Origin of the sequence: Arthrobacter sp. B0490 (genome assembly GCF_002929355.1) — a bacterium.
GTDB lineage: Bacteria > Actinomycetota > Actinomycetes > Actinomycetales > Micrococcaceae > Arthrobacter_D.
In genome coordinates this window covers 96,423-109,218 of record NZ_PJIR01000002.1, presented here as the reverse complement: position 1 = coordinate 109,218, position 12,796 = coordinate 96,423, and the positions used below count along the sequence as shown (strand labels likewise).

The 12,796-nt window shown below is 72.1% G+C and carries 15 protein-coding genes; 4 read left to right on the top strand and 11 right to left on the bottom strand.

The features are described from left to right. Positions 1–18: 18 nt before the first annotated feature. Both CXQ97_RS03455 and CXQ97_RS03450 read right to left on the bottom strand, forming a co-directional pair. Positions 19–1,365 (bottom strand): class I SAM-dependent RNA methyltransferase, encoded by a 1,347-nt coding sequence (locus tag CXQ97_RS03455; protein WP_104179456.1) that lies wholly within the window; start codon positions 1,363–1,365, stop codon positions 19–21. A 9-nt stretch (positions 1,366–1,374) separates the two neighbouring features. Further along, positions 1,375–3,351 (bottom strand): APC family permease, encoded by a 1,977-nt coding sequence (locus CXQ97_RS03450; RefSeq protein WP_258062212.1) that lies wholly within the window; start codon positions 3,349–3,351, stop codon positions 1,375–1,377. 102 nt (positions 3,352–3,453) lie between these two features. Between CXQ97_RS03450 and CXQ97_RS03445 the strand changes: the two genes are divergently transcribed. Both CXQ97_RS03445 and CXQ97_RS03440 read left to right on the top strand, forming a co-directional pair. Next, a complete protein-coding gene (locus CXQ97_RS03445; RefSeq protein WP_104179454.1) occupies positions 3,454–4,128 on the top strand; it encodes a TrkA family potassium uptake protein in 675 nt (224 codons plus the stop codon). Next, positions 4,125–4,811: a TrkA family potassium uptake protein gene (locus tag CXQ97_RS03440; protein ID WP_104179453.1), complete on the top strand. Its 687-nt coding sequence runs from the start codon at positions 4,125–4,127 to the stop codon at positions 4,809–4,811. The genes CXQ97_RS03445 and CXQ97_RS03440 overlap by 4 nt, the downstream gene beginning before the upstream one ends. 33 nt (positions 4,812–4,844) lie before the next feature. On the opposite strand, the gene CXQ97_RS03435 is transcribed toward CXQ97_RS03440, so the two are convergent. The 4 genes from CXQ97_RS03435 to dut form a co-directional block, all read right to left on the bottom strand. Beyond that, positions 4,845–5,624 carry a DUF3159 domain-containing protein gene (locus tag CXQ97_RS03435; RefSeq protein WP_104179452.1) on the bottom strand — a complete coding sequence of 260 codons (780 nt, stop codon included), beginning with the start codon at positions 5,622–5,624 and terminating at the stop codon, positions 4,845–4,847. A gap of 10 nt (positions 5,625–5,634) precedes the next feature. Further along, complete coding sequence (locus CXQ97_RS03430) at positions 5,635–6,048, bottom strand: hypothetical protein (RefSeq protein WP_258062210.1); 414 nt, start codon at positions 6,046–6,048, stop codon at positions 5,635–5,637. A gap of 5 nt (positions 6,049–6,053) precedes the next feature. Beyond that, positions 6,054–6,938 carry a DUF3710 domain-containing protein gene (locus CXQ97_RS03425; RefSeq protein WP_104179451.1) on the bottom strand — a complete coding sequence of 295 codons (885 nt, stop codon included), beginning with the start codon at positions 6,936–6,938 and terminating at the stop codon, positions 6,054–6,056. Between the two features lie 65 nt (positions 6,939–7,003). Further along, entirely contained in the window at positions 7,004–7,504 is a 501-nt protein-coding gene (dut, locus tag CXQ97_RS03420) for a dUTP diphosphatase (protein WP_258062208.1), read from the bottom strand. Positions 7,505–7,620: 116 nt separating this feature from the next. Between dut and CXQ97_RS03415 the strand changes: the two genes are divergently transcribed. Next, positions 7,621–8,097 (top strand): DUF3093 domain-containing protein, encoded by a 477-nt coding sequence (locus CXQ97_RS03415; RefSeq protein WP_104179449.1) that lies wholly within the window; start codon positions 7,621–7,623, stop codon positions 8,095–8,097. 10 nt (positions 8,098–8,107) lie between these two features. Here the strand turns inward: CXQ97_RS03415 and CXQ97_RS03410 are convergent, their stop codons facing one another. Further along, the gene (locus CXQ97_RS03410; RefSeq protein WP_104179448.1) at positions 8,108–8,431 is read right to left on the bottom strand and encodes a DUF4193 domain-containing protein; all 324 of its coding nucleotides are present in this window, start codon (positions 8,429–8,431) and stop codon (positions 8,108–8,110) included. 186 nt (positions 8,432–8,617) lie between these two features. On the opposite strand from CXQ97_RS03410, the gene sepH reads away from it, so the two are divergent. Beyond that, on the top strand, positions 8,618–9,907 hold the full coding sequence (gene sepH / locus CXQ97_RS03405; protein WP_104179447.1) for a septation protein SepH: 1,290 nt from the start codon (positions 8,618–8,620) through the stop codon (positions 9,905–9,907). On the opposite strand, the gene CXQ97_RS03400 is transcribed toward sepH, so the two are convergent. The 4 genes from CXQ97_RS03400 to CXQ97_RS03385 all read right to left on the bottom strand — a co-directional run bounded on the left by CXQ97_RS03400 (position 9,904) and on the right by CXQ97_RS03385 (position 12,770). Then, positions 9,904–10,125, bottom strand: coding sequence for a hypothetical protein (locus tag CXQ97_RS03400; RefSeq protein ID WP_104179446.1), 222 nt, complete (start codon positions 10,123–10,125; stop codon positions 9,904–9,906). The two genes, sepH and CXQ97_RS03400, sit on opposite strands and share 4 nt — an antisense overlap. 2 nt (positions 10,126–10,127) lie before the next feature. Further along, positions 10,128–10,898, bottom strand: a complete 771-nt coding sequence (locus CXQ97_RS03395) for a thymidine kinase (RefSeq protein ID WP_104179445.1) — start codon at positions 10,896–10,898, stop codon at positions 10,128–10,130. Then, complete coding sequence (locus tag CXQ97_RS03390; protein ID WP_104179831.1) at positions 10,891–12,021, bottom strand: alkaline phosphatase family protein; 1,131 nt, start codon at positions 12,019–12,021, stop codon at positions 10,891–10,893. The genes CXQ97_RS03395 and CXQ97_RS03390 overlap by 8 nt, the downstream gene beginning before the upstream one ends. A 71-nt stretch (positions 12,022–12,092) precedes the next feature. After that, positions 12,093–12,770, bottom strand: coding sequence for a DUF5998 family protein (locus tag CXQ97_RS03385; protein ID WP_104179444.1), 678 nt, complete (start codon positions 12,768–12,770; stop codon positions 12,093–12,095). Between the last annotated feature and the right edge of the window lie 26 nt (positions 12,771–12,796).

Here is a 12,796-nt window from a genome sequence, read left to right as displayed (position 1 = left end):
GCGATCCCCGACCGGACCTCAGGATGGCGGCAGGAGGCGCGCGAACGACTCCATGTGGTGCGTGTGGGGGTAGAGGTCGAAGACGCGGAGCGTGTCGAACGTCCATCCCGCGGCGAGGAAGTAGCCGAGGTCGCGGGCGAACGATGCCGGGTCGCAGGACACGTACCCGACGGCCCGTGGTCGGGCCTCGAGGATCTGCCGGACCACCTTCTTCCCGGCACCCGCGCGCGGCGGGTCGAGCAGCACGGCGTCGAGCGGCTCGCTCCGGCGGCCGAGCACGGCATCCACCCGCCCCTGCACGATCGACACGTGGTCCTGGCCGTGGAGGTTGCGCTTCGCGTCGCGGCTCGTCCCGGCCGACCCCTCGACCGACAGCACGGCCCCTGCCGGACCCACGGCGCGGGCGATCGGGACGGTGAACAGGCCCGCACCGGCGTAGAGGTCGGCGAACCGCTCGCCCTCCGCGGGCCGGAGGCCGTCGAGCACCGCGCCGACGAGGGCCTCCGGTGCCCCGCGGTGGATCTGCCAGAAACCCGCGCCCGTCACACGGTAGTCGAGGCCCAGCACGGTCTCCTGCAGCCAGGTACGCCCGGTGAGCCGCTGCACCTGCCCGGACTCGGGGTCGAGGACACCCACCGAGGCGCCGTCGATCGAGGACGCCACGGCCGCGATGCGGCGCGGCGACGTACCGGCGGCGGGCACGAGGAGGACCAGCGGGTCTCCCCCGCCCGACGGTGCGGCGACGTCCACCCGCTCGATCCCCGACAGGTCGAGCGTCCACAGCCGCAGCGCATTGATCGCAGGGACCGCCAGGGGCATCTCCCGGACCGGGACGACGGCGTGCGAGCGGTGCAGGTGCATGGCGAGGCGTCCGGCCGCGTCGACGGCGAACGCGGCGCGTGTCCGCCACGCGAGGCCGTCGGCTCGCTCACCGGGAGCAGCCTCGACGGTCACCGTCCTCTCGGTCCTCGCCAGGCGCGCGAGCTGTTCCGCGAAGATCGAGGCCTTCAGGCGCCGCTGCTCGTCGAGGGCGATGTGACCGAACTCTGCGCCGCCGACGGCCGAGCGCCCGCGGGCGGCGGTGAAGAGCGCGTTCGCCTGCGGCCAGGGGTGCGGCACCCGGTGCGGCGAGGCCTCCAGGACCTCGACGACATCGGCCCGCCAGAAGCTGGCGCCGTCGTCCGTCCCGGTGAAGCGCACGCGTACGCGCTCGCCGGGCAGCGCGTGCCGCACGAACACCACGCGGCCCTCGTGCCGCGCCACGAAGTGGCCGCCGTGGGCGGGCCGCTCGACGGTGAGTTCCGCCGTGGGGGCCGACTCCGTGCCGGGAGTGGCGGGGACTGCGGGTGGTGCGGCGTCGGTCATGATGTCTTCCTACGTGAGGTCCTGGTTGATGCGGGTCGCGTCGGAGGACGCGAGCTGCCACGGCACGCTGGCGACCATCACACCGGGTACGAAGTGCAGGCGCGCCTTGATGCGCAGGGCGGTCTGGTTGTGGACGAGCTGCTCCCACCACTTTCCCACCACGTACTCCGGGATGTAGACCACGACCAGGTCGCGCGGCGAGTCCCGGCGCATCGTCGTGATGTATTCGAGGATGGGGGTGATCGTGTCGCGGTAGGGCGAGGCGAGGACCGTGATGGGCACGGGGATCTCGTATCGCTCCCAGTCCGCGAGGGTGCGGCGCGTCTGCCCGGGGTCGACGTCCACGGTGACCGCGTCGAGCCGCGACGGCCGGGACGCCCGCGCGAATGCCAGGGCGCGCAGGACGGGCTTCCGGACGTGCGAGACGAGGATCACGGCGTGGACCCGTGAGGGGAGCGCGCGCAGGTGGTCCGCGTCGTCGATCGCGAGTTCCTCGGCCACGACGTCGTAGTGCTTCTTGATGCTGCGCATGACGGCGAAGAGCACCGCCATCGCGAGCACGGCGATCCATGCCCCGTACTCGAACTTCGTGACGAGCACCACGACGAGCACGGCCGCGGTGAGGGCGAAGCCGAGCGTGTTGATGGCCCGCGACTTGCGGATGGTCCAGCGGTCCTGGGTGCCGACCGTGCTGCGCAGGGTGCGGTTCCAGTGCAGGATCAGCCCGAGCTGGCCTCCCGTGAAGGAGACGAACACGCCCACGATGTACAGCTGCACCAGCGCGGTGACGTCCGCCCGGAAGACGACGATGAGGACGACCGCGCCGAGGCCGAGCAGGAGGATGCCGTTGCTGAACGTCAGGCGGTCCCCGCGCGTGCGCAGCTGCCGCGGCAGGTAGCCGTCGGTGGCCAGGGTGGAGGCCAGCACGGGGAACGCGGCGAAGGCGGCGTGGGCGGCGAGCAGCAGGATCAGCGCCGTCACCGCGACCACGCCGTAGAAGGCCGGGGACCCGGCGTCGAAGACGGTCCGCGCGAGCTGGCTCACCACCGGCGCCTGGATGTAGCCGTCCGGGACGGGACCGCCGTCGAGCAGCAGCTGCGCCGCCGGGTCCTGCACCACGTGCACGCGCGTGGCGTTGGCGAGGTAGATGACGCCCGCGAGCATCGCGGAGGACACGAGACCGAGGACGAGGAGCGTCGTCGCGGCGTTCCTGCTCTGCGGCGCCTGGAAGCGCGGCACGTTCGACACGGGCCCCTCGAGCCCCGTCAGCGCCGCCGCGCCCGCCGAGAAGGCGCGCAGGATCAGGAGGCCGCCGGCCAGGCCCACGAGGCCGGCGTCGAGTGCTGCGTCCGGCACGATCTCGAAGCGGGCACTCGGCGCCTGCGCGAGGGTGCCCGCGAACGCCTGGCCGATGCCGGTGGCGCAGAGCGCGAGGATCCCGAGGAGGAACGCATAGGTGATGACGGCCCGGGCCCGCACGCCCCGCGTGATGCCGCGCAGGTTCAGCATCACCAGCGCGGCGACGCCGACGACGGCGAGCAGCACGCGTGCTTCCTCGAGCGGCGGGGCGAGCGACACGACGTACTGCGCGGCCGCCGAGACCGAGACGGCCACGGTCAGCACGTAGTCGATCATGAGCGCGGACGCCACCGTGGTCCCGGCACGCGGGCCGATGTTCTGCTTGGCGATCTCGTAGTCGCCGCCGCCCGACGGGTAGGCGCGCATGGCCTGGCGGTAGGAGGCGACGACGACGAGCAGCACCGCGATCACGGCCACGCCGACCCACGGGGAGATGGCGACCGCCGCCACCCCGGCGAGGGCGAGGGTCAGCAGGATCTCGTCCGGCGCGTACGCGACCGACGAGAGGGCGCTCGTGGAGAAGACGGGCATCGCGAGGCGCTTGGGCAGGGTCCTGCTCCTCAGCCTGTCACTCGCGAAGGGCTTGCCCACCAGCACCCTCTTGACAGCCTCGAGAAAAGTCAGCACAGCCCAAACACTAGCGCGTCCGCGCCCCCGGGCAGCCACTAGGCTTGGTGCTGGTACGGCACGGGACAGCAGGATCTACACCAAGAATCAGGGGTGCCCTCGGTGGCTCATTTCGTGATCATGGGGTGCGGCAGGGTGGGCGTCAGCCTGGCGCACACCCTCGACGACTCCGGGCACTCGGTCGCGATCATCGACCAGGACGACCGCGCGTTCCGCCGGCTGCGTTCCTCGTTCGGCGGTCGCAAGGTCACGGGCGTCGGGTTCGACCGGGAAACCCTGAAGTACGCGGAGATCCAGGACGCCTACGCGTTCGCCGCCGTGTCGAGCGGCGACAACTCCAACATCCTCGCCACACGGGTGGCCCGGGAGACCTTCCACGTGCCGCACGTCGTCGCGCGCATCTACGACCCGGGGCGCGCCGAGATCTACCAGCGACTCGGGATCCCCACGGTCGCGGCGGTCCGCTGGAGCGCGGACCAGGTACTGCGGCGGATCCTGCCCGAGCAGACCATCAACGGCGACTTCCGCGAGACGTCCGGGCGGCTGATCCTCGCCGAGCTGGCGCTCTCGGACGCGTGGCTCGGCCGGTCGCTGAGGAGTGTCGAAGCCGCGAGCGGCGTGCGGATCGCGTACCTCACGCGGTTCGGCGAGGGCATCCTCCCGACGGCCGAGACCAGCTACCAGCAGGGCGACATCCTGCACGCCATGATGAAGACGACGGCGACGGACGAGATCACCCGCATCCTCGCCGCCGCGCCGAAGGAGGAGAACCGATGAGGGTCGTCATCGCCGGGGCCGGGAGCGTGGGGTCCTCGATCGCACGGGAACTGCTCGGCAACAACCATGAGATCCTGCTGATCGACGAGAAGCCGGAGGTGATCGGCCGCAGCGGGCTCAAGGGCGCCAAGTGGCTGATCGGTGATGCGTGCGAACTCACGACGCTGAAGGACGCGCGCCTCGACGAGGCCGACGTCGTGGTGTCCGCGACGGGCGACGACAAGGTGAACCTCGTGGTGTCGCTGCTCGCCAAGAGCGAGTTCGGGGTGGGACGCACGGTGGGCCGGGTGAACAACCCCAAGAACGACTGGATGTTCGACGATTCCTGGGGCGTCGACGTGGCCGTCAACACGCCGCGCCTCATGACGGCGCTCGTGGAGGAGGCGGTGGAGGTCGGCGACGTGGTGCGCCTGCTGACGCTGCAGACCGGGGTGTCCTCGATCGTCGAGTTCACGGTGCCCGGGGACTCCCCCCTCGTCGGGGACACGATCGGCTCGATCAGCCTTCCCGAGGACTGCGCGGTCGTGGCCGTGCTGCGGGACGACACCCCCATCACCCCGAGCCCGGACGACGTCGTCGAGGGCGGCGACGAGATGTTCTTCCTCGCCGCCATCGCCGCGGAGGACGATCTCCGGGCGGCCCTGTCCGCCCGGACGGACAGGAACGGCCCGGCCGCCGACTGACCTCCGGTCGGCGTCCGGGCCGTTCCTGGCGGGCTAGCCCTTCGGCGGCGCGGTGCCGGCGGGCACGTCCCCGACCGGCCGGGAGACGATCCACGCGAGCCAGAGACCCAGGGCGTACAGCGGCAGGCCCATCGCCACGCGCGTGGAACCGAGGGCCGCGATGTTCTCGGCGAGGTAGAGCGGCACCTGCACCACCAGACGCAGCGCCAGCACAGCGACGATGATCCACGTGGCGATGGAGTAGGCACGGACCCGTGCGGGGTCCTTGCGCCACTCGATGCCCTCGTTGCGGAGGAACCCGAACAGGAGCCCGGCGATCGGCCAGCGGAGGACCACGGAGGCGGTCATCGCGAGGATGTAGGCGCCGTTGATGAAGAACCCGGGGAGGAAGAAGTCCTCGGCGTTGCCGGTGCGCAGTGCGACGAACGCGCAGAAGGCGACGCCGACCAGCCCGGCGAGGGCCTGGGTCACCGGCGTCCGCGAGACGAGCCGTACTGCGGTGAAGACCGCCGAGACGGCCAGCGCCGCGATCAGGGAGACCTGGAGGTCCGTGGTGAGCGTGAAGAGGACCGTGAACACGAGTCCGGGGCCGATGCTCTCCGCGAGTCCCTGCACCCCGCCGATCGAGGAGAGCACGTCGATCTGGCCCGCATGGTTGCGCCGCACGCCGGATTTCGCCGCGTACTGTGTCGCGAGCTCGGCGGCCGTCGGGCTCGCCTGCGCGCGCGGCGGCGTCGCGGAGCGCCCGGCAGCCCTCCGGGCGCTCTCGTCCGGGTCGCGGTCCGCGCCGGGCTCGTTCGTCGGGTGGCTCATGCGGGGTTGCTCATTCGTACTCCTCGGGGCGGCCGATGATCTCGTAGCGGGGGTTGTACACGGTCGGGGTGCCCTGGACGCGGCTCAGCATCCCCTCGAAGCGCAGGGCGACACCGGCCTCGATGCCCGGGACGCGGCGCTGGCCCATCCAGACGAGCCGGACGTCCTCGCTCGTGCCGTTCCAGTCGATCCTCGCGAGGACCGCGAACGACGGCGGGGCCGTCGCCGGAGCGATGGTGAGCCGCGCGATGACTCCCTGCGCCTTGATCCTGCCACGCTGGGGCAGGGACGCGGCAGCCGCCGCGGATGCCGGGCCCGGCGATGCGGGCAGCACCGGGGCCTCGGCCGCCGACGGATCGGGCACCGACCGGCCCAGCGGGCCCGCCGGGTCCGCGGCATCGGGGGCGTACTGCCGTGCCGGCACCGGAGTCAGCGGGTCTCGGTGATCTCGGGACCGCGCACGAGCGGATTCAGATCGGGGCGTGCCGGCGCGGTCGCCTGCGGAGGGCCCGCGGAGGCGTCCTTCGGCAACCGGAGCTGGAGCAGCTCGCGCGGCGGCAGGGGGTGGTCGCCGCGGACCACCACGACGCCGCGGAAGAGCTTCTCCATGGGTGCGGCGGCATTCTGGTCGAACGCTGCGGGACCGCCGAACACGCCGCGGAGGAACCAGCGGGGGCCGTTGACGCCCACGAAACGGGCCACGCGGTAGCCGGGCTGGCCGTCCGGGGTCTGCGCCGGCAGCTTGGCGAGGAGCTCCGTCCCGAGGCGTCCGGGCCGTTCCTCGACGGTGCCGCCCTGCGACCCCACCGATGCGCCGATCTGCTCCCGGATCTCCTCCCAGAGCCCCTCGGTCTTCGGTGCGGCGAAGGCCTGGAGCTGCAGTGTCGAGCCCCCCAGGTCCAGGGTCACGGCGATGACACGCTTGCTGCGTTCCTCCACCTCGAGGCGAAGCTGCAGCCCCTCGGCCGCATGGATGCGGAGAGCGCCCAGGTCGATGTAGCCGCTCTCCGTCTCCTGCTCGGTGAGATCGAACGGACCGAGCGCCGGCCGCTCGTAGTCGGCGCTCGCCACGTGCCCTGCCGGCACCGGCGGGACCGCGCCGGCGGTGACCGCGCTCGCAGCGACGCCTGCATCGAGGTCTGCATCGAGGTCTGCGGCGTCCGCTGCGTCGAGCGTGTCCGCCGCCTCGTCGCCCGACCCGGCGGAAGCGTCGCGGGGGGGCTCCGGTGCGTCGTCGGCGGGCGCGGTGGCGTCCTGGCTCTCCGACGAGTCCGCGTCGTCGGTCTTCTTCTTCCTGAGGCGCCCAAAAGCCATCTCCGGGTTCCTTTCCTGATTCCGTGGTCGAGTAGGTGCAGTCTTCGGTGGGTAGCGCGGGCCGATCAGCCGTCCGCGGGAGAGCCGACGACAGCCGGTGCCGGTTCGGCGGGGCCGAACCCCCCGGTCGAGCCGAATCCGCCCGTGCCGCGCACGCTCCCGGGCAGCTCGTCCACCGTCGTGAACACCGCATGCTCGACGCGCTGGATGACCAGCTGGGCGATGCGGTCGCCGCGCGCGAAGCGCACGGTCTCCCTGCGGTCGGTGTTGAGGAGGGAGACCTTGATCTCACCGCGGTAGCCGGCGTCGATGGTCCCCGGGGCGTTCACGATCGTCACGCCGTGCCGCGCGGCGAGGCCCGAGCGCGGATGCACGAGGCCCACGTAACCGGCGGGGAGGGCCATCGCCACTCCCGTCGGGACGAGCGACCGCTCACCCGGTGCGAGAACGACGTCGACGGCGGTGCGCAGGTCCGCCCCGGCGTCACCGTCGGTGGCGTAGGCGGGCGGCTCGAGACCGTCGTCGAGCATCAAGATCTGGACCGGGAGGTCCTGCTGTGTACTCATCGACCGCATCTCCCACGCACGCTATCCGGTTACCAGCACCCCACCTTAGCCCCTTTGCCCGGGGGGAGGGCGGCGGCCGGGATGAGTCCTCGCAGAATTGGTGGAATGCTGGAGTCATGTCCAGCGCGCCAGGGGAAGCCCCCCGGAACACACCAGACCAGGCCGTCCTCTACGAGGAGCGCCTCTGGCCGTCGCCCTGGGTCTGGCTCATCGCAGCGGGCTTCTCCGCGGCCACGATCGTGATGTTCGCGCCCATCTCCATGGGCGTCGCCTACGGCGTCGCCGCCGTCGTCGCGATCATCGTGTTCACGCTGCTCCTCCTCTCGACGCCCCGCATCGCCGTCACGGCGACCACCCTCACCGTCGGCCGCGCGACCATCGAGCGGACGTACCTCGGTGCCGTGGAGTGGTTCACGGGTGACGACGCCACCTACCAGCGCGGTCCCGGGCTGAACGGTCTCGCCTACCTCTGCATCCGCGGCTGGATCTCCCCCGTGGTGCGCATCGAGGTCACGGATCCCGAGGACCGCACCCCGTACTGGCTCGCGTCCTCGCGCACCCCCGAGCGTCTCGCAGCGGCGCTCGCCCGCTGATCCGTGGGCCTCAGCCCTCGCAGTCGACGCAGTAGAGCAGACCGCCCCGATCGTGGGCGATCTGCGAGCGGTGGCGTACGAGGAAGCACGACGCACAGGTGAACTCGTCGGCCTGTGCCGCGAGGATCTGCACCGAGATCTCCTCGCTGGACAGGTCGGCACCCGGCAGGTCGAAGGAATCGGCCGCCTCGAGTTCGTCCTCGTCGATCAGCGACGGCAGGAGTGCCGTCGCCGGCGCCCCGGGCACGGCGACCCGCACCGCGGGCCTCCCCTGCAGCTCCGCCGCCTCGCCGTCGTCGACCGTCGTCCGCACCGTTCCGTGATCCATCGTCATCCCTGCCTCTTCCCCCTTCGTCCCCTCCCGCCCGACCGGCGGGCACCATCGGCTCGCATAACGACGAGGGAGCCGGATTTGTGCCCGCCGTCCCTGCGACGTACGCCACGCCTTGCCGCGTAGTAGGAAAGGCCGCCATTCAGTGGCACAGTTTCACCTAGGAATTATTGTCGGCTGGAGGAATCGATGCAGGAGTTACGCCTGGTGGGTGTGGATGGCGAACATCTGCTGTTGAGCGGCGAGGAGGGCACGTCCTACCGGCTGCCCGTCGACGACGCGCTGCGCACCGCGACCACCGGAGTCGGGGAATCGACTGCGCCGGCATCGCAGGCACCCGCCGGGCCGGCGCCCGAGGAGCCCCGGCGGAAGCCGGCGAAGCCCCCGGTCCACCTCACCCCCCGGGACATCCAGGCACGCATCCGCATGGGCGCGACGGCGGAGCAGGTCTCCGCGGAGTCCGGCCTCGACCTCGCGCACGTCGAGCGCTATGAGGGCCCGGTCCGCGCCGAGCGCGACTACGTGGCGTACCTCGCGCAGCGCGTGGAGGTGGCGACCCCCCTGCCGAGCCACGACGGCTACCGCTCCGCGTTCGGGGAGAGCCCCGCCCTCCTCGGAGACATGGTGGCGTTCCGGGTACGCAGCTACGGGATCGATCCGTCGTCGCTGGAGTGGGACTCCTGGCGCCGCCAGGACGGTTCCTGGCACGTCGAGGCGTCCTTCGACCTGCCCGACGCGGGAGTCGATCTCGGGGAGCAGCCGCCCGCACGGTGGACCTACAACCCGACGCGGAAGACCGTCACCAACGGCAACCGGTGGGCGCAGGTCCTCAGCGAACTGGAGCCGCTCGACGGTCCGCTCCCGGCCCGCAGGCTCAGCGCCGTCGCGGACCATGTCTTCGATTTCGAGGCGGAGAAGACCGACGAGGTGACGGAGCCCGCGCAGGCGGACCAGGACGGCCTGCTGGACGTCCTCCGCTCGCGGCGCGGCCAGCGCCTGGGCGCCGACGAGGACGGCGACGACGCCCTCGCCGAACTCCTCAGCCGGGGCGGCATCCCGGCAGCACATCCGAGGACGGACGACGCGGTCGAGGAGGACCAGGACGTCCAGGTGCCGGGTCTCGCCCTCGCGCCGCGTGCAGCAGACGACTCCGAGGACGTCCTCGCCGCGGAGCCCGAGTCCCCGCACCACGAGGACGGGACGCCCAGGCTGTACGACGGGGTGAGCACGGAGACCCGCGAGATCAGCGTCTTCGCGCGGCCCACCCGTCCGCAGCAGCCTCCCGTCGCCGCGCCGTCCGCCCCCGCTCCCCGCTCCACGGGGGCCGGCGCTGCGCCGGCTCGCGCCGAGGACGCGGACACGGAACCGAAGGACGCGGCGAAGCCCGCAGCCGATCCGGCTGCGGAGCGCCGTCCCAAGCCGAAGCGGTCCAGTGTGCCGAGCTGGGACGACATCGTCTTCGGACGCAAGGGCGACTAGCGGCGCCGGACCATCCAGGGCGGACCCGCCGTCCGGGCGGGCCGTCCGATGCGCCCTCCGGTGCCCCGACGGCGGGCCACGGCGGCGCCGACGGTGACCCCGGCCAGCGCCCAGAAGGCTCCGACCCCGACTCCCGCGAGCACGATCCAGAACGGCACGCGCAGGGAGTCCTCGATGCCGTGTCGTCCGTCCTCGGTGTTTCCTCCGGTGTGCGGCATGGTCAGATTCTGCCAGACTCGCGCTGCTTCGGCTCGAAGGGCAGTGGCGCCTCGTTGGAGTAGAGCGACGGCGACGTCCGCGAGGTCTGGCGACGCATGTGGTGCCGTCGGCACAGCGTCTCGTAGCCGACCACCGGGTCGCGGGTCTCCTCCGCCGTGACCGGCCCGGGACGCACGCCCGTGACGAGGCCGCGCAGGTCGAGGCCCAGGTCGTCGTCGGGGCGCGGGTCCGCGTCGGGCGACCGCTCGACGTCGCCCACCACCATCTGGTCGCCCTCGACGACCATGACGCCGTCCACCGTGCGGGCATTGTGGGTGGCCCGCTTGCCGCACCAGCAGAGGGCCTCCACCTGCAGGACCTGCACGCGGTCGGCGAGTTCGATGAGCCGCTGCGAGCCAGGGAACAACCGCGTGCGGAAATCCGAGGTGATGCCGAAGCCGAACACGTCGATCCCCATCTCGTCCACGACGCGCGCGAGCTGGTCGATCTGGTCGGTCGAGTAGAACTGGGCCTCGTCGCAGATGACGTAGTCGACCCGGGCTCCCATCGTCTGCCGGACCGTCAGCTCGACCCAGAAGTCCGTGTCCGGGAAGACCTCGACGGCCGGGACGTGCAGCCCGAGGCGGCTGGAGATCATCGACTCCCCCGCGCGGTCGTGGGAGGTGAAGAGCACCCCGCGCCGCCCGCGGGCCTTGTGGTTGTGGTCCATCTGCAGCGCGAGCGTCGACTTGCCGCAGTCCATCGTGCCGGAGAAGAACAGCAGCTCAGCCACGGCCTGCCCCCTTGCCGCCCCGGCGCCGACCGGCCCCGGGCTTCGGCAGGGTGAGCAGCGGGATGTCCCGTTCGGCCCGGGTGAGGGAGCCGTGCTGCCCGACCATCTCGAAGGCCGCGGGCTGGACCCGGCGTCCGTCGATCAGAGCGATGCCCTCGCGGGCCAGGACGAGCAGGTCCCCGATGCGCGGCAGGACGGCGTCGCTCACCGCCCCGAAGTAACCGTGGGCGACGGCTTCCGCCCGGGTGATGATCCAGGCCCGGGAGCCGAAGGCCTCGTGCCAGCGCAGGGCGAGCGCGTCCCGGTCCCCGTCGGAGAGGTCGGGATCGAGGTAGAGGTGGAGCATGCGCGGCTCGCCGCCGGTGTGCGCCACGCCCTCGAGGAGGTCGGCGCGCTCGGAGTAGTCGATGCGCTGGGCCGCAGGGATGTCGACCATGCCGTGGTCCGCGGTGAGCAGCAGGAGCGTGTCGGACGGCACCCTGCGGGCCAGGAGCTTCAGCGCGGCGTCGAGGTCCTCCAGGGCACGCACCCACTCCGGCGAGTCGATGCCGTACCGGTGACCCGCCTTGTCGAGGTCGTTGACGTAGAAGTACAGGAGCATGGACGGCGCCCCGGCCAGGTGCTCCGCGGCGGCGTCGATCCGCGCGTGGATGGTACCCGCACCGGCGAACGTGGCACCGCGCAGTGCCGCCCGCGTCATGGGCGAGTCCTCGAAGCGTGGCTGGCTGACGGTGACCACCGGCAGGTGCGCGGCCACCCGCTCGAAGACCGTCGGGTGGGGCTGCCAGGACAGCGGATCGACGTCGGCGTCCCAGCGCCCGAGCATGTTGACGACGCGGTCCTGGGCGGGGTCGAGCACGTCGTAGCCCACCATGCCGTGCTGGCCCGGGGGCAGGCCCGTGCCGAGGCTGGCGAGCGAGGCCGCCGTCGTGGAGGGGAAGGCGGACGACAGGATGCGGGCGGAGTCGAGGCTCTCCCGCAGGAAGGGGGCGTGCGCGGCGTGCTTGCGCAGGAGCGGCATGCCGAGGCCGTCCACCATGACGACGGCGATCCGCCGGGACGCCGGCAGTGCCAGGGCGTTGGTGAAGCCCTCCACGCCGAGTGCCGCGGCGGCACTGGTCATCACGTCGGCCACGGTCGAGGCACCGTAGAGGGGCGGAGCCGGGAGGGGCTCCCTGTGCACGAGGGACACGGCTACTGCTGGTGGTGCGCCCGGTTGAACCGCCCGCCGAAGCCGGGCTGCCGGCGCGCCGTGACATCCGGGGGCCCGACGAAGACGCCGGCCGCCGGGCTGGCCGTGTTGGCCTTCCGCAGGGCACGGGCGAACGCCTTCGCGTTCTGGACGGCCTGTGCGCCGTCCGCCTCGGCACTGACCCGCAGGACGATGTCCTCCTGCGCCACCGTGCCGGTGAGTCCGTGGTCGGCGTCGCACTGGGGGTCGCCGCAGCTCGCGGGGCCGATGTCGAGGCGCTGCCCGCCCGACCAGGCGATCGCGAGCGTCATCTCGCGGACGGGGTCGCTGGGCTTGTAGTCCTGCGGCTGGGCGTACAGGTAGCTGAGCACCACCGACTGGATCTGGCTGACGGGGACGGACTCCGTGGAGATCTGCGCCGTCACCTGCTCGCCGGCGTCGTCGAGCTGCTGGTCGTCGACGTGCGTGATGACGAGCATGTCCTCGGTGAGCACGAGCACGGTGATGTGCCGGTGCACCTCCGTGCGCTCGAAGTGCGTCTCGAGGTGCGCGACGTGCGACAGCGGCTCGCGCCCGTCGAGCGCGTCGTGGACGACGTCGGCCACGAGGCGCGGGTAGAAGCCAGCCCGCTCGAGCGACGCGTCGAGGTCGCGCCACTGCGCGGAAAGCGATGGGGTCATACCCCCAGTTTCCCCCACCGCACCGC